Source organism: Streptomyces sp. NBC_01717 (assembly GCF_036248255.1).
Lineage (GTDB): Bacteria > Actinomycetota > Actinomycetes > Streptomycetales > Streptomycetaceae > Streptomyces.
On sequence record NZ_CP109178.1, the window covers coordinates 4,374,714 to 4,396,114 of the forward strand.

Annotated in this window: 24 protein-coding genes; 17 read left to right on the top strand and 7 right to left on the bottom strand. The window is 70.8% G+C overall.

All coding sequences use genetic code 11. The annotated features are described in order from the left end of the window. Positions 1-196: 196 nt before the first annotated feature. On the top strand, positions 197-703 hold the full coding sequence (locus OHB49_RS19760; protein ID WP_329161872.1) for a flavin reductase family protein: 507 nt from the start codon (positions 197-199) through the stop codon (positions 701-703). Positions 704-719: 16 nt separating this feature from the next. Here OHB49_RS19760 and arfB read toward each other — a convergent pair whose 3' ends face one another. Beyond that, positions 720-1,145, bottom strand: a complete 426-nt coding sequence (arfB, locus tag OHB49_RS19765; protein ID WP_030979457.1) for an alternative ribosome rescue aminoacyl-tRNA hydrolase ArfB — start codon at positions 1,143-1,145, stop codon at positions 720-722. Between the two features lie 191 nt (positions 1,146-1,336). Here arfB and OHB49_RS19770 point away from each other — a divergent pair, with 191 nt between their 5' ends. From OHB49_RS19770 to OHB49_RS19780, 3 genes are all read left to right on the top strand, one after another. Continuing rightward, complete coding sequence (locus OHB49_RS19770) at positions 1,337-1,912, top strand: TerD family protein (RefSeq protein WP_030933124.1); 576 nt, start codon at positions 1,337-1,339, stop codon at positions 1,910-1,912. A 293-nt stretch (positions 1,913-2,205) separates the two neighbouring features. Beyond that, positions 2,206-2,727 carry a GNAT family N-acetyltransferase gene (locus OHB49_RS19775; protein ID WP_329161874.1) on the top strand — a complete coding sequence of 174 codons (522 nt, stop codon included), beginning with the start codon at positions 2,206-2,208 and terminating at the stop codon, positions 2,725-2,727. Positions 2,728-2,863: 136 nt separating this feature from the next. Beyond that, positions 2,864-4,462 carry a M4 family metallopeptidase gene (locus tag OHB49_RS19780; protein ID WP_329161876.1) on the top strand — a complete coding sequence of 533 codons (1,599 nt, stop codon included), beginning with the start codon at positions 2,864-2,866 and terminating at the stop codon, positions 4,460-4,462. Positions 4,463-4,486: 24 nt separating this feature from the next. Here OHB49_RS19780 and OHB49_RS19785 read toward each other — a convergent pair whose 3' ends face one another. The 3 genes from OHB49_RS19785 to OHB49_RS19795 form a co-directional block, all read right to left on the bottom strand. Continuing rightward, the gene (locus tag OHB49_RS19785; protein ID WP_329166555.1) at positions 4,487-5,878 is read right to left on the bottom strand and encodes a M1 family metallopeptidase; all 1,392 of its coding nucleotides are present in this window, start codon (positions 5,876-5,878) and stop codon (positions 4,487-4,489) included. A gap of 62 nt (positions 5,879-5,940) precedes the next feature. Next, positions 5,941-6,543: an ankyrin repeat domain-containing protein gene (locus OHB49_RS19790; protein ID WP_329161878.1), complete on the bottom strand. Its 603-nt coding sequence runs from the start codon at positions 6,541-6,543 to the stop codon at positions 5,941-5,943. Positions 6,544-6,569: 26 nt separating this feature from the next. Next, positions 6,570-7,127: a GlcG/HbpS family heme-binding protein gene (locus OHB49_RS19795; RefSeq protein ID WP_329161880.1), complete on the bottom strand. Its 558-nt coding sequence runs from the start codon at positions 7,125-7,127 to the stop codon at positions 6,570-6,572. Positions 7,128-7,313: 186 nt separating this feature from the next. Here OHB49_RS19795 and OHB49_RS19800 point away from each other — a divergent pair, with 186 nt between their 5' ends. From OHB49_RS19800 to OHB49_RS19810, 3 genes are all read left to right on the top strand, one after another. Then, positions 7,314-8,654: a sensor histidine kinase gene (locus tag OHB49_RS19800; RefSeq protein WP_329161882.1), complete on the top strand. Its 1,341-nt coding sequence runs from the start codon at positions 7,314-7,316 to the stop codon at positions 8,652-8,654. Continuing rightward, a complete protein-coding gene (locus tag OHB49_RS19805) occupies positions 8,651-9,277 on the top strand; it encodes a response regulator transcription factor (RefSeq protein ID WP_329161883.1) in 627 nt (208 codons plus the stop codon). The genes OHB49_RS19800 and OHB49_RS19805 overlap by 4 nt, the downstream gene beginning before the upstream one ends. A gap of 105 nt (positions 9,278-9,382) precedes the next feature. Then, positions 9,383-9,880 (top strand): hypothetical protein, encoded by a 498-nt coding sequence (locus OHB49_RS19810; protein ID WP_030979447.1) that lies wholly within the window; start codon positions 9,383-9,385, stop codon positions 9,878-9,880. A gap of 26 nt (positions 9,881-9,906) precedes the next feature. Here OHB49_RS19810 and OHB49_RS19815 read toward each other — a convergent pair whose 3' ends face one another. Continuing rightward, positions 9,907-10,608, bottom strand: a complete 702-nt coding sequence (locus OHB49_RS19815; protein ID WP_052190119.1) for a pentapeptide repeat-containing protein — start codon at positions 10,606-10,608, stop codon at positions 9,907-9,909. Positions 10,609-10,708: 100 nt separating this feature from the next. On the opposite strand from OHB49_RS19815, the gene OHB49_RS19820 reads away from it, so the two are divergent. Further along, a complete protein-coding gene (locus OHB49_RS19820; RefSeq protein ID WP_329161886.1) occupies positions 10,709-11,908 on the top strand; it encodes an NAD(P)-binding protein in 1,200 nt (399 codons plus the stop codon). 45 nt (positions 11,909-11,953) lie between these two features. Beyond that, positions 11,954-12,955, top strand: a complete 1,002-nt coding sequence (locus OHB49_RS19825) for a zinc-binding dehydrogenase (RefSeq protein ID WP_329161888.1) — start codon at positions 11,954-11,956, stop codon at positions 12,953-12,955. Between the two features lie 17 nt (positions 12,956-12,972). On the opposite strand, the gene OHB49_RS19830 is transcribed toward OHB49_RS19825, so the two are convergent. Further along, complete coding sequence (locus tag OHB49_RS19830; protein WP_030979439.1) at positions 12,973-13,446, bottom strand: GNAT family N-acetyltransferase; 474 nt, start codon at positions 13,444-13,446, stop codon at positions 12,973-12,975. Between the two features lie 55 nt (positions 13,447-13,501). Next, on the bottom strand, positions 13,502-14,440 hold the full coding sequence (locus tag OHB49_RS19835) for an aminoglycoside phosphotransferase family protein (RefSeq protein ID WP_443079543.1): 939 nt from the start codon (positions 14,438-14,440) through the stop codon (positions 13,502-13,504). 9 nt (positions 14,441-14,449) lie between these two features. Here OHB49_RS19835 and OHB49_RS19840 point away from each other — a divergent pair, with 9 nt between their 5' ends. The 8 genes from OHB49_RS19840 (at position 14,450) to OHB49_RS19875 (ending at position 21,392) form a co-directional block, all read left to right on the top strand. After that, on the top strand, positions 14,450-15,112 hold the full coding sequence (locus OHB49_RS19840; protein ID WP_329161891.1) for a rhomboid-like protein: 663 nt from the start codon (positions 14,450-14,452) through the stop codon (positions 15,110-15,112). 84 nt (positions 15,113-15,196) lie between these two features. Beyond that, complete coding sequence (locus OHB49_RS19845) at positions 15,197-16,597, top strand: NAD(P)/FAD-dependent oxidoreductase (protein ID WP_329161893.1); 1,401 nt, start codon at positions 15,197-15,199, stop codon at positions 16,595-16,597. 201 nt (positions 16,598-16,798) lie between these two features. Further along, positions 16,799-17,131: a hypothetical protein gene (locus OHB49_RS19850; RefSeq protein ID WP_329161895.1), complete on the top strand. Its 333-nt coding sequence runs from the start codon at positions 16,799-16,801 to the stop codon at positions 17,129-17,131. Between the two features lie 22 nt (positions 17,132-17,153). After that, positions 17,154-17,465, top strand: coding sequence for a pore-forming ESAT-6 family protein (locus OHB49_RS19855; RefSeq protein ID WP_267003503.1), 312 nt, complete (start codon positions 17,154-17,156; stop codon positions 17,463-17,465). An 86-nt stretch (positions 17,466-17,551) separates the two neighbouring features. Beyond that, positions 17,552-17,944 (top strand): DUF6507 family protein, encoded by a 393-nt coding sequence (locus OHB49_RS19860; RefSeq protein WP_326744825.1) that lies wholly within the window; start codon positions 17,552-17,554, stop codon positions 17,942-17,944. Beyond that, complete coding sequence (locus OHB49_RS19865) at positions 17,941-20,562, top strand: ADP-ribosyltransferase (RefSeq protein WP_329161898.1); 2,622 nt, start codon at positions 17,941-17,943, stop codon at positions 20,560-20,562. Before OHB49_RS19860 ends, OHB49_RS19865 begins: the two co-directional genes overlap by 4 nt. Before the next feature lie 15 nt (positions 20,563-20,577). Beyond that, complete coding sequence (locus tag OHB49_RS19870) at positions 20,578-20,991, top strand: hypothetical protein (protein ID WP_329161899.1); 414 nt, start codon at positions 20,578-20,580, stop codon at positions 20,989-20,991. Between the two features lie 2 nt (positions 20,992-20,993). Continuing rightward, complete coding sequence (locus OHB49_RS19875; RefSeq protein WP_329161900.1) at positions 20,994-21,392, top strand: hypothetical protein; 399 nt, start codon at positions 20,994-20,996, stop codon at positions 21,390-21,392. The last annotated feature ends 9 nt before the right edge of the window (positions 21,393-21,401 follow it).

Consider the following 21,401-nt stretch of genomic DNA (forward strand, 5'->3'; position numbering starts at 1 on the left):
TTTCTTGAACGCAAATCTGTACGTTGCAGTACGTTGCACCGCGCCGTCCCGGCGCGTCCCCCTCGGGCCGGAGTCCTAGGACCGCTCTGGTCCCCTGGCCCGATGCGGCGGCCCGCGACCCGCGGCTAGCGTTCCCGTTGTGTTGCAGACGAAGCCCCCCACCCCGCGGTCCGAGCCCATCCCCCATGCTGAGGGGGTGAGCAACGACGAGTTCCGCGGCGCCCTCGCCCGGCTGGCCGCCGGCGTGGTCCTGATCACCGCCGAGGAGCCGCCGCTCGACGAGGACGGGCGTGGCGAGGACGTCGGCATGACGGCGACCGCCTTCATGTCCGTGTCGCTGGACCCGCCGCTCGTCCTGGTGAGCCTGCGCAACGGCTCCCGGATGGACGACCTGCTCGACGAACAGCCGCTGTGGGCGGTCTCCGTGCTGTCGGAGAGCCAGCGGCACATCGCGGGACGGTTCGCGATGAAGGGCCGGATCAGCGACCGGCTGCTGTTCGAGGACATCCCCTATGTACGGGGAGAGGTGTCGAGCGCACCTCTGGTCGGCGGGGCCCTCGCCACCCTGGAGTGCCGCACGGAGCAGCGGGTGCCCGCGGGCGACCACACGCTGGTGATCGGACGGGTGCTGAGCGCGGCACTGCCGAGCGCGGACGGCGGGCCGCTGACGTACTTCCAGGGGCGCTACCGGCAGCTGGGCTGAAGCCCGGCGTCCGGGGTCACCAATCGCGGCCGGAGCGGCCGCGCTTCGTGTCGCCGCGCTGCTTCTTCTCGCGCAGTCGGCGTTCGTTGATCCCGCGCGGGATCCTGGTCTTGCGGCGCGGCTTGGGGGGCGGCGCCGTGGCTTCGGCCAGCAGGGAGGCGAGGCGGACGAGGGCGGTCTCGCGGTTGCGCCACTGGGAGCGGTGCTCCGACGCCCGCACCGTGACCACGCCGCCCACCAGTCGGCTCTCCAGTCGCTGGAGCGCCCGGTCCTTCCACACCTCGGGAAGCGCGTCGGTCGCCGCGAGGTCGAAGCGGAGCTCCACCTGGGAGTCGCTGGTGTTGACGTGCTGACCGCCGGGCCCGGAGGACCGCGAGAAACGCCACATGAGCTCGGCCTCCGGCAGGGAGACCGAACCGCGGATGACATAGGGCCCGGACATGACACCCATGTTCCCTGGCCGCCGCCCCTCCCGTCACCTCCTTTTGCCGCATCCGCTCACCCGTTCGGCCGACGGTTCGGTAAAGAAAGTAAAGGGAGCAGGAACCTCCCGGTCCTCTGCCTGCGTTATGACGTGTGACGGTAGCTTCGTGATGGCACGAAGCCCGCACACGACGATGAAAGGGACTTCCCATGGCAGTAAGCCTGTCCAAGGGCGGCAACGTCTCGCTCACCAAGGAGGCCCCGGGCCTGACCGCCGTCACGGTCGGCCTCGGCTGGGACGTCCGCACCACCACCGGCACCGACTTCGACCTCGACGCCTCGGCGATCGCGGTGAACCCGGGCGGGAAGGTCGTCTCCGACGGCCACTTCGTCTTCTTCAACAACAAGTCGACCCCGGACCAGACCATCGTCCACACCGGTGACAACGTCACGGGCGCGGGCGAGGGTGACGACGAGCAGATCAACGTCAACCTGGCGGGCCTGCCGGCCGACGTCGACAAGATCGTCTTCCCGGTCTCCATCTACGACGCCGAGACCCGCAGCCAGAACTTCGGCCAGGTGCGCAACGCGTTCATCCGCATCATCAACCAGGCCGGCGGCACCGAGATCGCCCGCTACGACCTGAGCGAGGACGCCGCCACCGAGACCGCGATGGTCTTCGGCGAGCTGTACCGCAACGGCGCGGAGTGGAAGTTCCGCGCCGTGGGCCAGGGCTACGCCTCGGGCCTGCGCGGCATCGCCCAGGACTTCGGCGTCAACCTCTGACGCAAGAGTGTTCATGGCCTGACCTGACAGACGCGAGCCCCCGGTCGATTCCTCGGCCGGGGGCTCCCGTCCGTCATGCCGTCAGACGACCGCGTCCGACCGCATGACGCACTACGGACGACGCATGACCTCACCGACGGAACGGGCCCGATCGGACAATTGACGCGCGCCCGTCCGACTCGGCGCTCATTCGGCCGTTCCACGGACGGTCGCCCTGCGGATTGCCGCCCTACGGGTGGCTGCGCGCGGCGCCGACGCACGGCGGCACCGCGCGCCCCCATAGGCTGCGCCGCGTGATCATCGAACCGCTGCTGCCGGTGACCGGCGCGCTTCCCGGCCCGCTGCTCGCCGAACTCACCGCGCTCTACGCGTCCGATCCGGCGTTCCAGCAGATCAGCGGCGACTTCCCGAACCCCCATGACATCCGGTCGGAACAGGTCGCGGCCTCGCTCGCCGAGGAGCTGGCGAACCCGGACACCGAGGTGCTGCTCGCCCGGTCGCAGGGCCGGTTGGTCGGCGTGTCCATCACCCTCGCGCGCCATCCGGACCCGGCCGACCCCGACCCGTGGATCGGGCTGCTCATGGTCGACGGACGACACCACCGCTCCGGCTACGGACGACAGCTGGCCGGGCTCGTCGAGGAGCGGTTCCGGGCAGCCGGGCGGGACGGAATCCGACTCGCCGTCCTGGACAACAACCCCAAGGCGCTCGCCTTCTGGACGGCACTCGGCTACGAGGTCATCGACCACCGGCGCGACCGCCAACTGGACCGCCCCTGCGCGGTGTTGCGCAAGCCGTTGAAGCCTGCCGAATAACGGACACGAGAGCATCCCAGTCGGACAAGAAGTGGTCAAAAAAATGTGAGGCAATTGTCAGCACTCCGTCAAATTCGGTCATGCGGTGGCACGCTCTCCGCTCGTAACCCCCCACGGAACGAACAACGGAGAACGCATGACCCCCCACGTGAACACCCGTCGTGCCGCAGCCCTGGCCGCCGTGGCCGCGATGGTCGTCGTCGGCGTGCAGTCCGGTGCGGCGACCGCAGCCCCGGGCAACGCCCACGACGGCGCCTCCGCCACCCGTACCGCCGGCACGTCCGGCGCGAGGACCGTGATCGACCCGAACACCGCGCCGGAGCGGACCGCCGCGATCAAGTCGGCCCAGTCGGACGCCTCTTCGACGGCCGACGCGCTCGGGCTCGGCAGCCGGGAGAAGCTGATCGTCCGCGATGTGATCAAGGACGCCGACGGCACCGTCCACACCCGCTACGAGCGCACCTACGCCGGACTGCCCGTCCTCGGCGGCGACCTCGTCACCCACACCACCGGCAGCGGAAAGCTCAAGAGCGTCACCAAGGCGAACAACGCCCGGATAACGGTGCCGTCCACGACGCCGAAGGTGAAGACCGCGGCGAGCGCCCGCAAGGTGATCTGGGCGGGCAGCGGCAAGCCCGTCCTCGCCTTCGAGACGGTGAGGACCGGCGTGCAGAAGGACGGCACGCCCAGCAGGCGTCACCTCATCACGGACGCCGTCACCGGCAGGACGCTGCACAGCTACGAGGCGATCGAGACCGGCGTCGGCAACAGCCAGTACAGCGGCAAGGTCACCCTGTCGACCACCGCGAGCGGCTCCGGCTTCGAGCTGACCGACGGCGACCGCGGCGGCCACAAGACGTACGACCTGAACCAGGGCGAGAGCGGCACCGGCGCGCTCGTCACCGACGACGACGACACCTGGGGCGACAGCACCGGCGGCGACCGGCAGACCGCCGCGGTCGACGCCCACTACGGTGCCGCCATGACCTGGGACTTCTACAAGTCCGCGCTGGGCCGCGACGGCATCGCGGGCGACGGCAAGGCCGCCTACTCCCGGGTCCACTACGGCAACGCGTACGTCAACGCGTTCTGGGACGACAGCTGCTTCTGCATGACGTACGGCGACGGCGCCGACAACAAGAGCGCCCTCACCAGCCTCGACGTCGCGGGCCACGAGATGAGCCACGGCCTGACCGCGGCGACGGCCAAGCTCGACTACGCAGGCGAGTCCGGCGGCCTGAACGAGGCGACCAGCGACATCCTCGGCACCTCGGTCGAGTTCTTCGCCGACAGCAGCAGCGACGCCGGCGACTACCTCATCGGCGAGAAGATCGACATCAACGGCGACGGCACCCCGCTGCGCTACATGGACAAGCCGAGCAAGGACGGCGGTTCGGCGGACTACTGGAGCGCCGGCGTCGGCGACCTCGACGTCCACTACTCCTCCGGCGTCGCCAACCACTTCTTCTACCTGCTGTCCGAGGGCAGCGGCCCGAAGACCATCAACGGGGTGGACTACGACTCCCCGACCGCCGACGGCTCGACCGTCACCGGCATCGGCCGGGACAAGGCGGTCCAGATCTGGTACAAGGCGCTCTCCGCGTACATGACCTCGACCACCGACTACGCGGCCGCGCGCACGGCCACGGAGAAGGCGGCGACCGACCTGTACGGGGCGGGCAGCCCGGAGCTCGCGGCCGTGGACGCCGCCTGGTCGGGCGTCAACGTGAAGTAGTTCCCGGCGGGTTCCCGGGGCCGGTCAGCTCCTTTCCGGGGCGGGCCGGCCATCGCCGTACAGCCAGGTGTTCCACAGATCCGTCAGATCCTTCCCCGTCGTCCGCTCCACGTACGCGGTGAAGTCGGCCGTCGACGCGGTGCCGTACCGATGGGCCTTCGTCCAGCCCGCGAGGAGCGCGAGGAACCGCCGGTCGTCGTCGATCGCCTGCCGGATCTTGTGGATCACCATCGCCCCGCGCTCGTACACCGGGTCCTGGGAAATGTCCGCGGCCGTCGGCGGACGCGCGGGCGGGAACGCCCAGTTGGCATCGTCGGCGAAGGCGGCGTCGAAACTGCGCCGGACGGGAACGCCCTCCTTGTCCGCCTTCCACAGCCACTCCGCGTAGGTCGCGAAGCCCTCATTGAGCCACATGTCGCGCCAGCTGGCGGGCGTGACGGAGTCCCCGAACCACTGGTGGGCCATCTCGTGGACGAGGGTTCCGACGGTCGGCGGCCCGGGGAAGTACGGCCGGTTCTGGGTCTCCAGCGCATACCCGGAGTCGTGCGGTCGGCCGACGATCGCGCCGGTGGACGAGAACGGGTACGGGCCGAAGCGCGCCGCCTCCCACCGCACCACCTCGGGGATCCGGGCGAGGGTCCGGGCACTCGCCGCGGCCACCTTCGGGTCCACGGCCGTGAACACCTTGATGCCGTCGGGGGTCGTCGACGCCTTCGTGTCGAAGCGGCCGACGACGAGCGTCGCGAGATAGGTCGCCATGGGTTCGGCGGTGTGCCAGTGGTACGTGGTGGTGGCGCCGGAGACCTTCCGGGACGTCAGCTCACCGTTGGAGACGGCCGTCAGACCCCGGGGGACGGTGGCCGTGAGGTCGTACGTCGCCTTGTCGCTCGGGTGGTCGTTACCGGGGAACCAGGCCATCGACCCGACCGGCTCACCGAGTGCCACCGATCCGTCCGCCGTCCTCAGCCAGCCCTCCTTCGACCCGTCAGGATCGGTGAGGGTCAGCGGGGAACCGGAGTAGTGGACGACCGTACGGAAGGTCCGGCCCTTGTGCAGATGGCGCTCCACCTCGGCGGCGGGGCGCAGCGTCAGCTCGCGGCCCGCCCGGTTGACGGCGGCCGGACGCCCCTCGACCTTCGCGGAATCGACGGTCAGCCCGGCCAGGTCGAGGTTGAAGGCGCTGAGGTCCTGGGTGGCGCGCGCGGTGATCACGGCGGTGGCGCGGATCCGCTGGGCGGCCGGGTCGACGTCGAAGGTGAGGTCATAGTGCGTGACGTCGTACCCGCCGTTGCCGGCCTTCGGGAAGTACGGGTCGCGCAGACCGGCGGCGCCGGGAGTGCCCTCCACACCACCGGTCCCGCCGGTGCAGCCGACGGCGAGGGAGACGACGGTGGCGGTGACGAAGGCCAGGAACAGGGCAGTGGGGCGCACGCGATGATCCTATGTGCGGAATGTCGGATTGAGGGATCGGCGGATGCTCACTTCGGGTACCGGTTCCGCAGCAGCGCCGCGATCTCCGCGAACCCGCGCCGCTCCGCGTGTTCCAGCGCCGTCACCCCGTCGCCGTCCGGCAGACCGGGGGTCGCGCCCGCCGCCAGCAACAGTTCGACGATCTCCTGGTGCGCCCGGCCGCCGTCGCCCAGGATCACGGCCTCCAGCAGGGCGGTCCAGCCGAGCCGGTTGACGTGGTCGACGTCGATGTCCGTGAGGCGGAGCAGCTCCCGTACGTAACCGACGTGGCCGCGCTCGCTCGCCGGGATCAGCGCGATGCCGCCGAACCGGTTACGGAGCTTCAGGTCGGGACCGGCCGGCAGCAGGATGTGCAGCATCGCGACGCTGCCGGTGACGCCGGTCGCCAGCCAGGGACTGTCCTCGCGCCGGTCCTGCGCGTCGGGATCCGCACCCGCCTCGACGAGCAGCCGGGCGAGCCGGACGTGGTCGCCGTACACGGCGAGGAGCAGCGGGGTGCGCCGCTCCTCGTCGCGGGCGTCGACGCGGGCGCCGCCCTCGACAGCGGTGCGTGCGGCATCGGCGTCACCGGTGCGCGCGGCTCGGAGGAGGTCCTGATCGAGGGTGTTCATCCGCGGTCTCTCCTGTGGTCGGTGTCCTACTTGGCGAGTGCGGCGACGCCCGCCCGGGCGAACTTCTCGTCGAGGTCGCCACTGGGGGCACCGGCCACTCCGATGCCGGCCACCGGTGCGTCCTTGACCTGCACCGGGGCGCCGCCCGCGAGGAACAGGGTGCCAGGGATGTCCTTCAGGTTCGGGGCCTGCGCCAGGCGGCCCGCGAGCACGGAGGTGGGGGCGTTCCAGGAGACAGCGGTGTACGCCTTCTTCTCGGCGGACTCGTACGCCTGCGGGCCGGAGCCGTCGCCGCGCAGCGTCACGACGGTGTTGCCGTTCCGGTCGACGACGGCGACCGCCACACGCTGGTTCTCCTTCTCGGCGGCGTCGAGGGCGGCCCGCGCGGCCTTGGTGGCGGCGGCGACGGTCAGATGCGTGGTCTGCTGGAGGTTCCGGTCCGCCGTGTCGGCCGTGACGGCGGCGGCAGGCGCAGCGGCAGGTGCGGAGGCGCTCGCGGACATGGCACCGAAGGTTCCGGCACCGAGCGCGGCGGCGGCGACGGCACCGGTGAGGACACGGGTGCGCAGCGGCATCTTCTTCATGGTGGGGCTCCTCGGCGGTTCGATGGTGTTCCGCCCGGCGGGGGTCCGTTCAGGCGGTCTCTGCGATCGATCCTCCGGCTGGACCCGGCCCCGTGACGTCGACGTACCGGCTCGACACCGCGCGCAGGACGGCTGACGGGCCCATCGGCCGATCGGTTGATGCGGGGCCGGCCGCACCGGGTCACCATGGATGTATCCGCGCAGGTCAAGCAGCAGCTCTTTCAGCAGTCGGCAGGGAGTAAGAGGTACGAGGTGGAGCACCGGACCGAAGCCACCGACCCGGATGACCGCCGGCTCGCGCTGCTCATGCACGCCGCGTTCTTCCTGCTGCTCGGCGCGTCCCTGGCCCGCTTCCTGCTCCGCCACCCGGGCGAGGACCGCACCCCGTGGATCATCGCGCTGTCCGTCGCGCTCGCCGCGCTGTATCTGCTGGGCCCGGCGCTCGGCTCTCGCCCCACCCCGCGCCGACTGGCCCGGCTCGGCGTGCTGGTGGCCGTGTGGATGGTGCTCGTCGTCCTCGCGCCGAGCTTCGCCTGGTGCGCGGTGCCGCTCTTTTACACCGGGCTGCGGCTGCTCCCGCCGCGCGCCGCGTTCGCCCTCGTCGCACTGCTCACCGTGTTCGTCGTGGCCGCGCAGTTGCGGCTGGCCCACGGCTTCGACCCGAATCTGGTGCTCGCGCCCCCCGCCGTGGCGGCCACCGCGACCGCGGTCTTCGTCCACATGCAGCGCCAGGGGGTGCGCCAGCGCGAACTGATCGACGATCTGCTGCGTACCCGCCGCGAACTCGCCGCCACCGAACGCCGCGAAGGCACGCTCGCCGAACGCCAGCGGCTCTCCATGGAGATCCACGACACCCTCGCGCAGGGCCTGTCCAGCCAGCAGATGCTGCTCCAGGCCGCGGACCGCACCTGGGAGGCCGACCCGGCGACCGCCCGCCGCCATGTCCGTACGGCCACCGGCATCGCCGAGCGCAACCTCGCCGAAGCGCGCCGCTTCGTCCACGACCTGGCACCGGCGGATCTCGCGGAGGGAGGTGGCCTGGAGGCGGCGCTGCGCGCACTGGCCACCCGCGAAACGGCGCAGGCCCAGGGACTGCTCATGGTCCGCTGCCATGTGGAGGGGACGCCGCACGCGGCACTGCCCGACCGGGTGCAGTCCGCGCTGCTGCGCATCGCCCAGGGCGCCCTGGCCAATGTGAAGGAGCACGCGGACGCCACGGAGGCCGCGCTGACACTGACCCACCTGGACGACCGGACCGTCCTGGACATCGCCGACAACGGCCGCGGCTTCACCCCGCCCGCACCGGCGGTAGCCCTGCGCCGTACGTGGGGGGCGGCCGCCCTGCATCCGGCAGCAGGCGTACGCGGCCACGGACTGCCCGCGATGCGCGCCCGGCTGCACCAGCTCGGCGGCACGCTCACGATCGAGTCGGCACCGGGCGACGGAACCGTCGTCTCCGCCGAGGTCCCCCTGCCCGCCCCCTCGTCCTCGCCCGCCCCGTCGCCCTCGCCGGAGGAACCCTCATGACCCCGCCCGCCGTACGGATCCTGCTCTGCGACGACCACGCCGTCGTACGTGCCGGACTGCTCGCCCTCCTGGGCAGCGAACCGGACATCGAGGTCGTCGGCGAGGCGGGCAGCGGCGAGGAGGCCGTCGTCCTGGCCGCCCGGCTGACCCCCGACGTCGTGCTGATGGACCTCCAACTGGGCGAAGGAATCGACGGCGTCGAAGCCACCCGTCGCATCGCGGTCACCGGCGTCCATGTCCTCGTCCTCACGACGTACGACACGGACGCCGACATCACCCGCGCCATCGAAGCGGGCGCCACCGGCTATCTGCTGAAGGCGGAACGCCCGGAGGAACTGTTCGCCGCGATCCGCTCGGCGGCCCAGGGACGCACCACGCTCTCCCCACCGGTTGCCAGCCGTGTCATGGCCCGCATGCGCAGCCCCCTGCCGACGCTCACGGACCGCGAACGCGACATCCTGGGCCAGCTGTCCCAGGGCCTGGGCAACCGGGAAATCGCCCGGGCCCTGTTCATCAGCGAGGCCACGGTCAAGACGCACCTGGGCCGCATCTACGACAAACTCGGCGTCGACACCCGCGCGGGCGCCGTGTCCGTGGCGAAGGAGCAGCGGCTGCTGCCGTGAACCGGGCCGCCCGCGGCGAGGACCGCCGCGGTGCCGGGCGCCCGGGGCAGTGGGGCACCAACCGCTCCGGCGTTGACGCATCCCCGGGCATGACACCATCGAACCGTGCTCGACATCGGCTACTCCCTCTCCCGACGCTTCCCCGATCCCCCGCAGACCGACTACCGCCGCGCGGACGCCCACGCCCTGCGGCACGATCTCTTCTCCGGGGACGTCTACCTCGCGGACACCAAGGCGGACCGCGAAGTATCCACAGCCTGGGGATGGGTTCCCGTGCTCGACTTCGCCTGGGCGCTGTGCGACATCGTCGAGCAGATCGACCAGGACCCGCGCGGCAGCCGCTCGCACCGGCGGCAGTTCGCCGAGCTCGACTTCACCGAATCGTCCGACCGGATGCTCTTCGAGCGCCGCTTCGGCTGGGTCGACGTCGAGGCCGACTGGATGCCCGGCGACGAGCCCCCGCTCACCTTCAGCCACTCCCTCCTGCGCCGCGAGGCCCGCGACTTCCTGCACGACCTGATCGCCGACCTCGCCGACATGCACGAGGGGCTCGCCGACAACCCCGTGATCTGGGACCTCCAGGCCCGCTTCCCCCGCGTCTGACTGCCCCGGAGGACCGCAGCAACCCGCTACGCCTCCACCCGCACCCCGATCTGTGCCGCGAAGGCCGGCGCCAGCTCCATCAGCTGCAGCGGGCTGATCACCGCCCCCGCCAGCCGCTCCACCCCCCGCGCGATGTCCAGCTCGGCGGCCGTTCGCAGATCCACGGCGTCCATCCGCGCGGAGCTGAAGTCGGCCCGCTTCAGCACGCAGTCCCGGAACTCCACCCGCACCAGCTGCGCGTCCCCGAAGTCCGGCTCGGACAGCACACAGCCCTCGAAGACCACGTCCGTCAGCCGCGCCTTCCGCAGATTCAGGTAATCGATCTTCCCGCCGCGCACATGCACCCGCTCCAGCACCGCACCGTGCAGCTGCACCCCGCCCAGCCGCGCGTCCACCACCTCCACATCGCGCAGCGACGCCCCCGCGAGGTCGGTGCCGACACCCCGCACCCCCGTCAGCACCGAGTCGATGAAACGGGCCCTGACCAGCTTCGTACGGTCGAGACCGCACCCCTCCAGCGCGCAGTCCATGAACCGCGCGCCCGGCCCGGACCCGTCCGCGAGATCCACCCCCTCGAACCGCACACCGTCGTAGTCGCCGTCCGGCTCCAGTCCCTCCCCGTCGTACGGAACGAGCGGCGGCAGCCGCACCTCCGGCCGCCGCGCCGCCGCCACGACGCCCTTCCCGCCCCCGCCGTCACTCCTGCTGTTACGTGCCATGGGTCCCATCGTGACCCACGCCACCGACAACGCCGCGCGCCGATGTCACACATCGGCGCTTCCGGCCGTCCCTTCTGTGACGCTTCTTCGACCGAGGGGACCGGAAGACATGCAGCGCATCCACATCATCGGCGGCGGCCTCGCCGGGTTCACCGCAGCGATCACGGCCGCCGAGTCCGGTGCCCTGGTGACCGTCCACGAGGCCCACCACACCCTCGGCGGCCGCGCCAGGACCGCCGAAGGCCCGTATCGAACCAATGACGGACCCCACGCCCTCTACCGCCGCGGACCCCACTGGACCTGGCTCGCGCAGCGCGGCCTCCTCGGCCCGACCGCCACCGTGCCGCTGCGCCAGGCCGGAAAAATCCGCTTCCGGCTGGGCGGCGCCCTGCGCAGGACCCCGCCCCTCGCCCTCCTCCGCCTGACCCGCCGCCGGGCCGAACACGCCCCCGTCGACACCGATTTCCGCACCTGGGCCACCGCCCAGGTCGGCGAGGAGGGCGCCCGTGCGGCCGCACATTTCGCCGCTGTCGCGCTCTACCACCACGACCCCGGTTCGCTCTCCGCCGCGTTCGTCCAGGAGCGGCTGCGCCGCGCCGCCGCACTACCGCCCGAGGCCCGCTACCCGGTCGGCGGCTGGGCGCAGGTCATCGACCGGATGGCCGCGCGCGCCTGGAACCTGAGCGTCCGGATCGAGACGGCGACCCGGATCGACCCGAGCGCCCTCGACGGGCTGGCCCGCAGCGGCCCGGTGGTCGTCGCCACCTCCCTCGACGCCGCCCGCGGCCTGCTCCGCGACCCCACCCTGACGTGGGACAGCGGCAGGACCGCCCTGATCGACCTGGCCCTGCGCACCCGCCGCGGCGACGCGTTCGCCGTCTCCGACCTGGACGCCCCCGGCTGGACAGAACGCTTCAGCGCCCAGGACCGCACCCTTGCCCCGGCGGGCCGACAGCTCGTCCAGGGCCAGATTCCGGTCGCCCCCGGCGAGTCGAAGGCGACCGGTGTCGCCCGGGCCGAAGACCTCCTCGACCTCGGCTTCCCGGGCTGGCGCGACCGTGTCGAGTGGCGGCGCGAGGCCCTCGCCACCGGCCGTACGGGCGCGGTCGACCGCCCCGGCACCACCTGGCGGGACCGGCCGGCCATCGACCGCGGCAACGGCATCTACCTCGCGGGCGACCAGGTCGCGGCGCCCGGACTGCTCAGCGAGGTGTCGTTCAACAGCGGAATGGAGGCCGCCGTGCTCGCGCTCGGAGCGAGCGAACAGTCCCTGCCGACCGGTCGGCCACTTGACCTCAAGCGGAGTTGAGGTCGGAGGGTGGGCCCGAAAGCCAGTCGACCCGGGGAGCCCGCCATGCACGCCGTCCGCCTCCACACCTTCGGCCCCGCCGAGAACCTCACGTACGAGACGACCGACGACCCCGTACCCGGCCCCGGCCAGGTCCGTATCGCCGTCGCCGCGGCGGGCGTGCACCTCCTGGACACCGCCCTGCGCGAGGGCATGACAGGCCCCTTCCCGGCCCCCGCCGAACTGCCCACCGTCCCGGGCCGGGAAGTCGCCGGAACGGTCGACATGCTCGGCGGGTCCACCGACCCCGGACTGCTCGGCAGGCGCGTCGTCGCCCATCTCGGCACGGCCCCCGGCGGTTACGCCGAACTCGCCGTCACCGACGCCGACAGGCTCCACCGGATCCCGCCCGGCCTCGACGAAGCCGAAGCCGTCGCCATGATCGGCACCGGCCGCACCGCACTCGGCATCCTGCAGTTCACCGACCTCGGCCCCGACTCCATCGCCCTGGTCCCGGCCGCCGCGGGCGGCATCGGCACCCTGCTCGTGCAGTACGCCAAGAACGCCGGGGCCATCGTCATAGGCCTGGCCGGCGGTCCCGCCAAGACCGCCGCGGTCAGGGCCAACGGCGCCGACCTCGCCGTCGACTACACCCTCCCCGACTGGCCCCGGCGGGTCCGCGCCCACCTGGACGGCCTCGGCCGCCGCGCCACCGTCGTCTACGACTCCGTGGGCGGCGTCACCGGCCGCGCGGCCGTCGACCTCCTCGGCAAGGGCGGGCAGCACATCGTCTTCGGCTGGTCCGGCGAAGGACTCCACAACGGGTCCCCGCTCACCTTCACCGACGAGGAACTCGCCGAACGCGGCATCACATCCCAGGGCGTCCTCGGACCGGCGATGATGCAGAAGGCGGGCGGCCTGCGCGTCCTCGAGGAACGCGCGCTCGCCGAAGCCGCCGCCGGACGGCTGCACCCCGCCGTCCAGCGCTTCCCCCTCGCCGAAGCGGCCGCCGCCCACCGCGCCCTGGAGACGCGCGGCACGATGGGCAAGGTCGTCCTCGTGCCGTAGCTGGCGTCCGGCACAGATCAGCCGCCGAGCTCCGCCAGCGCCCCGTCCGTCAGCCGGTACACCGTCCACTCGTCCTGCGGCCGCGCACCCAGCGACTCGTAGAAGGCGATGGACGGGGCGTTCCAGTCCAGCACCGACCACTCCAGACGCTCGTAACCACGCTCCACACAGATCCGTGCCAGCTCCGTCAGCAGCGCCTTCCCGTGCCCGCCACCGCGCCGGTCCGGACGTACGTACAGGTCCTCCAGGTAGATGCCGTGCACCCCGCGCCACGTCGAGAAGTTCAGGAACCACAGCGCGAAACCGACGATCTCACCGTCCTCGTCGGACTCGGCGATGTGCGCGTACGCTGCGGGCCGCTCACCGAAGAGTGCCTCGCGCAGCTGCTCCTGGGTGGCGTTCGCCTCATGGAGCGCCTTCTCGTAGTCGGCGAGCTCACGGACCATCGCGTGAATGACAGGGACATCGGCAGCGGTAGCGGTACGAATCATGAGGGCAGCGTAAACACGCGTCCGCCCTGTGCCGCCGCTCGCCCCTGCCCCTCCCTCACTCCGCCCGCCCCAGCAGCTGCCGGGCGATCTCCACCTGGTCCGGCGGCAGCCGGTGTTCGCCCTCCGCCACACCCCAGAGGCCGTTCTGCAGCGCCCGCCCCACTGTCCAGGCCCGCGCCCGCTCCCGGTCCAGCCCCAGCACCTCCGTCATCAGATCGAACCGCCACCGCACCGCCGACGCGTCGAACCGGTTGGCCAGCGCGGGCATCAGATCGAACCCGGGGTCCCCGGCCAGCGGCTTCGGGTCCAGCGCGACCCACTCGTGCGCCCGGCCCTCGTCGGCCCGGCCGGCCAGGATGTTGTCGTAGTGCAGGTCCCAGTGGAGCAGCCGGTCCCCCGGTTCGCCCGCCACCTCCCGTACCGCCGCAGCGCAGTCCCGCAGCAGCCGCCGCTCCTCCTCGTCCGCCAGCCCGGCCACCGCCCGCGCCACCCCGTCCAGCATCCGCTCCGCGACATCCCCGAGCCGGCGCAGTCCGTCCGGCGCAGGTACGGACGTCAGCCGGGCCAACAGCCCGGCGAGCACCTCGACCGCCGCCCGCTCATCGGCCACCTCCGACAGCGGCCGTCGCTCGTCCAGCCGTTCCAGCAGCATCGTGCCGGTCCCGGGGTCATGGTCGAGCAGCCCCACCGCTCCCGCACCCGCCTCGCCCCAGACCCGCAGCGCGACCGGCTCCCCCGCCGTCTCCTCGTCCTGCGCCTGAAGCTTCAACGCCGCCCGCCGGCCGTCCGACGCGCGCACCACCGGCAGCACCAGCGCACACACCCCGTACATCGCGGCCCCGTCCCGCCGCAGCCCCCACTCCCCCAGGAACCGGTCCGCGAGCCCGGGCAGCGCCGCCACGAACGCCCGCCCGGCCGCCCCGTTGTACTTGGACTGGGTGGCGATCAGCGCGTCCGGAATGTCAATCACGCACCCGATCGTAGGACCGTGCATCAATCGACTATGGCCCCGAGCAGTCCCTCCCCACCCGCACGCCCGGCTCCCGCGCGAGCCGTCCGCGCCGTCGGCGCCTGGATCCGCAGCGCCCCCGGCACCTACATCTGGCTGACGATCCTCTTCGCCACGACCTTCGTCGTGCACCAGATGTCCCCCGACTTCGAAGAGGACTTCCTGCGCCAGCGCTCGACCAACATCCACGAACTCGTCCGCGACCCGGTGCGCGTCCTCATCTCCAGCGCCTTCTGGATCGAGGGCGGCCACTGGCTCACGTACGCCTTCCTCTTCACGGTCTTCCACGCCCCCGCCGAACGCTGGCTCGGCACGCTGCGGTGGTTCGCGGTCGCCGCGCTCGCGCACGTCCTGGCCACGCTCGTCAGCGAGGGCGTCCTCGCCTGGGCCGTCCGCCACGGGCAGGCACCCGTGTCCGTGGTCAACACCTTGGACGTCGGGGTCAGTTACGCACTCGCGGGTGTGGTCGCCGTCCTCACGTACCACGTCCCCCGCCCCTGGCGGCTGGTGTACCTCTTCGCCGTCCTCGTCGTCTACGGCGTCCCCCTGATCACCGGCCGCACCTTCACCGACCTCGGTCACTTCACCGCCGCACTCATCGGTCTCGCCTGCTACCCGCTCACCCGGGGGACGACGAAACCACCCCTCGCGCAGTAACGTCCCGCCACACAGGAACTCGGGCTTCACACGGCCCCGGGCTTCACACAGACTCGGGCTTCACAGCGGACAAGCAGGGGCAACATGAGCACCGTCAGCACGGTCAACGGCGGAATATCGTTCTGGTACGCGGATCAGGGCACCCCCCCAGCCCGCGAACCCCTGCCCGGCGACAGCACGGCCGACGTCTGCATCGTCGGCGGCGGATACACCGGCCTGTGGACCGCCTACTACCTCAAGAAGGCCGTCCCCTTCCTCAACATCACTGTCCTGGAAGCCAAGTTCTGCGGATACGGCGCCTCCGGGCGCAACGGCGGCTGGCTCTACAACGGCATCGCGGGCCGCGACCGCTACGCGAAACTCCACGGCCACGACGCCGCGGTCCGCCTCCAGAAAGCGATGAACGACACCGTCGACGAAGTCGTACGCGTCGCCGCCGAGGAGAACATCGACGCCGACATCCACCAGGGCGGCGTCCTCGAAGTCGCGTACACCCCCGCCCAGCTGGCCCGCCTCAAGGACTTCCACTCCGTGGAGATCGCCTTCGGCGAGACCGACCGTGTCCTGCGCGGCGCCCGCGAGACCGCCGAACGCATCCGCGTCACCGGAGCCGTCGGCTCCACCTGGACCCCGCACGGCGCCCGCCTGCACCCGGTCAAACTGGTCAAGGGCCTCGCCGACGCCGTCGAAGCGCTCGGCGTCACCATCCACGAATCGACCCCCGTCACAGAGATCAGGCCCAAGCACGCCCACACCCCGTACGGCACCGTCCGCGCCCCGTACATCCTGCGCTGCACCGAAGGCTTCACCTCGGGACTCAAGGGCCAGCGGCGCACCTGGCTCCCGATGAACTCCTCGATGATCGCCACCGAGCCGCTCCCCAAGGAGATCTGGGACACCATCGGCTGGGACGGACGCGAGACCCTCGGCGACATGGCCCACGCCTACATGTACGCCCAGCGCACCGCCGATGGCCGCATCGCACTCGGCGGCCGCGGCGTCCCCTACCGCTACGGCTCCGCCACCGACAACGACGGCCGCACCCAGCCCGCCACCATCGAGGCGCTCCGCGACATCCTGGTCCGCTTCTTCCCCACCACGGCGGGCGTCCGCATCGACCACGCCTGGTCCGGCGTCCTCGGCGTCCCTCGCGACTGGTGCGCCACCGTCACTCTCGACCGCTCCACCGGCCTGGGCTGGGCCGGCGGTTACGTCGGCTCCGGCGTCACCACCACGAACCTCGCCGCCCGCACCCTGCGCGACCTGATCCAGCAGGACTCCGGCCAGTCGGGCCCCACCGACCTGACCACCCTCCCCTGGGTCAACCACAAGGTCCGCCGGTGGGAACCGGAGCCCTTCCGCTGGATCGGCGTCCACGGCATGTACGCCGCCTACCGCGCCGCGGACCGCCGGGAACTCACCTCCCCGCGCCCCGGCACCGACCCCATCGCCAAGGCGGCGGACCGGCTGGCGGGGCGTCACTGACCGACGGAGATCCCGCGAAGATCTTCTGAAGATCCCGCGAACCCACGAACTCGCGATGGCCTGAATATCCGCTTCATACGCCTTTGATCACGCGCGGCCGTGTCATGCGTCGGTCGCGGCCGGGATCGCCGGTTGAACGGGCGTGCCGGGTTCGCAAGGATGGCCTCCTATGGGATCACTCGGCTTGGCAGGGGGAAGCGAATGAAGTTCGACATGGGGGCGCAGGTTCTGTCGAGTCTGACGTCGAAGTCGCGTGGTTCGAGTGATGACTTGGGCACGTTGATCCGTCAGTTGGTGCAGGCGGCTGCGCCGTTGGAGGGGAAGTTCAACGGTGCGGGGCGGGTGGCGTTCGATTCGTTCAAGAACCGGTCGGACGAGATCACGGCGGCGTTGAACGGTTCGCTGTCGGCGCTGCTGGGTGGTCAGTCGGGCATGGAGCAGGCGTTCGGCTCGGGTGACCAGGAGCAAGGTGACAACGCGCGTCAGCAGATGGGCGCGGCGAACTTCGACGCGGCCCGCTTCGGCGGACGCTGAGCAGTAGGGGTTGGGGTTTCTGATGGCTGGTGGCAGTGATCGTCGGGCGTATGACACGGGTGCGTCGGCGGATGCGCAGGGCAACATCCAGGTCGTGATCGCGCGTCTGGAGGAAGTCATCGCGGCGCGTGACGGCCAGGTGAAGGCTGCGATGGCGGACTTCACCGCGGACGGCGTGGCGGATGAGTACCACGGCAAGGAAATGCGGTGGAACCGGGCCTCGCAGGAGGTCAAGAGCATCATCCAGTTGCTGAAGACGACGCTGGAGAAGAACGACGGCACCGCGCAGCACACGATCACGCGCGCGAAGGCAGCCGTCGACAACATCGGCTGATCCGCGGGCGGAAGCCGCGGTGGACAACATCGGCTGACCTGGGTGCGGTTGGGCGCCGGTCGGTGACGGGGAGCATGGGGTAGGGCATGACCGGGTGGGATCTGAAGCCGCAGGGTATTCAGGGTGTGCTGAAGACGACGGGTGAGACGGCGGGGAAGATCGAGTCGTACGCGAAGTCGTACGGCACGCATCTGACGTCGGCGGCGACGAGTGCGGGCACGATCACCGCGGAGGACGGTGGTGAGGGCGGGGAGAAGGCCGGTGGCGGCCTGGTCGCTCTCGCCCTGTCGCAGTACGCCGAACACGCCACGACGGACCTGAAGTTCATCGCCGCCCGGGCCGGGAAGTCGTTGACCGGTGCGGTCGACGCGACGACCGCCTACCTCAACGGTGACCTGGAAATGGCCGCCGAGTCACAGCGCAAGGCTTTGGGTATCCCGGACCTGGACCTGACGAAGCCCGGGGTGCAGACCAAGTGATCAAGCCGGAAGCGATACCGCAGTTCACCGGCGACCTCGGCCAGCTGGAGAAGGACTACGGCAGCCTGAAAACCGATGCCGGGCACATCCGCAGCACCGGGTCCGATGTCCACACCCAGTTCCAGGGTCTGTCCGCCTACTACCAGGCCCCCGAGGCGGAGAAACTCTTCGCGTCGACGAAGCCGGTCCAGGACCGGGCCGACACCTTCGCCGACGACCTGGAAAAAGTCTCCACCGCCCTGTCGGACTACGCCACCGAAGTCCGCCCGCTGGCCGCGAAGCTCGAGCAGCTGAAGACGGACGCGACGACGTTCGTCAACGCGAACAAGGACGACGACGACTGGGAGTACGACGAAGACAAGATCGACGAGCACAACCAGCTCCGCGACGACGTCACCGCGACCGTCGCCGCGTTCTGGGCCGCCGAACGCACCTGCCACAACAAGATCACCGCCCTGTTCGGCGGAACCCAGATGGTCGCCGGCGACGGATCCGACCGCAAAGACCAGTACGGATTCAACGCCGACGACCTCAAGAACGCGAAACTCCCCTGGGGCGACCCGGTCGAGGAAAAGCACCACGTCTGGGAAGTCGGCCACTGGGTCAAGTCGTTCGTCTGGGACGGACTGATCGTCGACGGGATCTGGGGCACCATCAAGGGCCTGGGCACCCTCGTCGGGTTCGGCGGCTGGGACGCCATGGGCCAGGCCTGGAAAGGCCTCGCCCAACTCGCCACCGGCCTCGCCATCACCGCGATCCCCGGCGCAGGCGCCCTGTTCTGGACCCTCCCCGACGACAAACTCCCCTCCTGGCTGCGTGACTCACGCACCGCCATGAAGGAAACCGGCAAAGCACTCGTCGCCTGGGACGAATGGGGCAAGAACCCCGGACGGGCCGCCGGAGCCGTCACCTTCAACGTCCTGACCACCGTCTTCACCGGCGGCGCAGGCGCCGGAGTCTCCGGCGCCGGCAAAGCCGGCGCCGTCGCCAAGGTCCTCTCCGTCGCAGGCAAAGCCGGCAAGGTCATCGACCCCATGACCTACATCGCCAAAGGCGCCGGCGCAGGCCTCTCCAAAATCGGCGACATCACCAAAGGCCTCAAGGGCATCGGCAACATCGAGATCCCCACGTTGCCCGATGGCTCGTTCCACTTGCCCGACGGACACGTGCTGGACCCCAACGGCAACCTCATCCCACCGACCGGCGCGCTCGACACGCCCTCGATCCCGCACGCCACGGTCCCCGGGACGTCGCTGCCCACCTCCTGGCAGATCCAGCCCACGTCGGTGCCCGGAGTCCATGCCGGAAGCGGCATTCCCGATGTGCCGCACACGGGTGGCGGCTTCGACAACGTGCCGGCCGGCGGCGGCAGCCATGTGCCCGGCGCTCCGGCGACCCACGTACCGAACGGTTCCTTCGGGCCTGCCCCGGCGGCCTTCGACCCTGCAGGCCACGTACCGGGGAGCCCGGCGTCGCACGTACCGAACGGATCGTTCGGCCCCGCCCCGGCGGCGTTCGACCCGGCGGGCCACGTGCCGGGCGGTCCTGCGGGTCACATACCGGGCACGCCGGCAGGCCACGTCCCGAGCGGCTCGTTCGGCCCTGCCCCTGCGGCGTTCGACCCCGCGAGCCACGTACCTGGCGGTCCCGCAAGCCACATACCCGGCGGACCGGCAGCGCACGTTCCCGGCGAGCACTTCCCGACGGCTACGGGGCACGACGTCCCGACCACGCACGGACACGACGCACCGGGTACGCACGGGCACGACGCCTCGCACCCCGGCGGGCACGCCGACGACGTGGCCGCACACGCCGACGACGCGACGCACGCCGGTGACACCGGCGGACATGTCGACCCGCACGGCGCCGCAGGCGACGCGCTGCACGGCGTGGACGACGCGGCTACGGCCGGCCACCATGGCGTGGACGGGACGGATGTCGCCGGGGCGGCGGACGACTTCAAGTACAGCCCGCACATCTCTGCGGATGACTTCGATGAACTCTCGACCGCCGAGAAGCACAGGGTCGCCGCAGCCGAACTCACCGATGGCACCGTTCCGTTCACTGACGACCTGGCAGCGATCGAATACGGCCGGGACTACTGGAACGACTACGTCGACAACCTGGACCCGTCGGCGAAGCAGGCGCTCTGGGACTACACCGGCGAGACGTTCCCCTCGTACCACGACATGAACGGCCATCTGCGAGGCACGCCCGGCTACGGCCCGAGGCCCGAGGTGCTGCATGACATCGGCGAGATGGACAGGGTCATGTCGACCCGACCTGTGCCCGACGACATCATGGTCGTCCGGGGTACTGGTCTGGGCCACCTCAACCTGGAGTCTCCGCTCGACATGCTGGGCAATACCTATCCCGACAAGGGATACACCTCCACTTCCCTCGGTAATCACCCGGTGCCCAGCTTCGCGGGCAAGGAGGCGATCCTGCATCTCCGTGTGCCGAAGGGGACGCCCGCGCTGTGGCTGGAGAAGGTCAGCAAGTTCGACGTGGAGGAACGGGAGCTGCTCCTGGCCCGTGGCTCCGAGTTCAAGGTGACCCGTGTGTTCATGGACAATGGCCAGGCCCAGGTCTACGGGGAAGTCCTACCTGCGAAGTAAGGGAGCATTGCACGTATGAGCAGGGAACAGCGACCTGATCCGGGACCTAATCCGCGCCTGAACGAGGATCTGTTGTTCAACGCGGCGCCCGGTGGACCACCGCGCTACAGCCATCTGTCCCAGAAGCCCGTTCAGTACCTCACCGTCGCGGACAGAGACGGCGACGTGATCGGCTATGTCTGGGCGAACGACGAGGACGACGCCGCCGGGTGGGTGGTCCGCAAGGCGGGCGGCGACGAGGCATTCAACAAGGGCGCCAGATGGGCCAGGAAACTCCACGACGCGAAGGCCCGCGGCATTGTGCCTTCCGCCGCCCTGGCAGAGATGATTCAGGAGTCGGACCCCACGAAGAGCAGCCACGTCGTACCCGGGTCCTTGACCGAGGCGCCGAACGCCGACGTGGTCAGGAGACTGGCCAACCCGGAGTGAGGGTGACCAGCGGAAACCGACCCAATCCGCGCTTCGAAGAAGACATGCAGTTCAAGCGCATCGCCGGACCGCCCCGCTACAACCGTGTCGCGCGGGGGCCTGTGCAGCATGTGCGGGTGGTCGCGGACAACAGCGTGGTGATCGGATACGTCTGGGCGAACGACGAGGACGATGCCGCCGGCTGGCTGGTGCCGCCAGGGCTGGGCGCCGCCGAGATCAATGCCGGCGCCGCATGGCTTCGGAAGCTGCGGGACGCGAAGGCGCGAGAGATCGCCCCCACCACCCTGCTCACCGAACTGATCCGGGACACGAGCGACATTCAAGGAAGCCGCGTCGTGCCCGGCTCGCCGGCCGAATCCACGACCCTCGATGAACTCAAGGAACTGGCGAACCAGGGCTGACCACCCCCA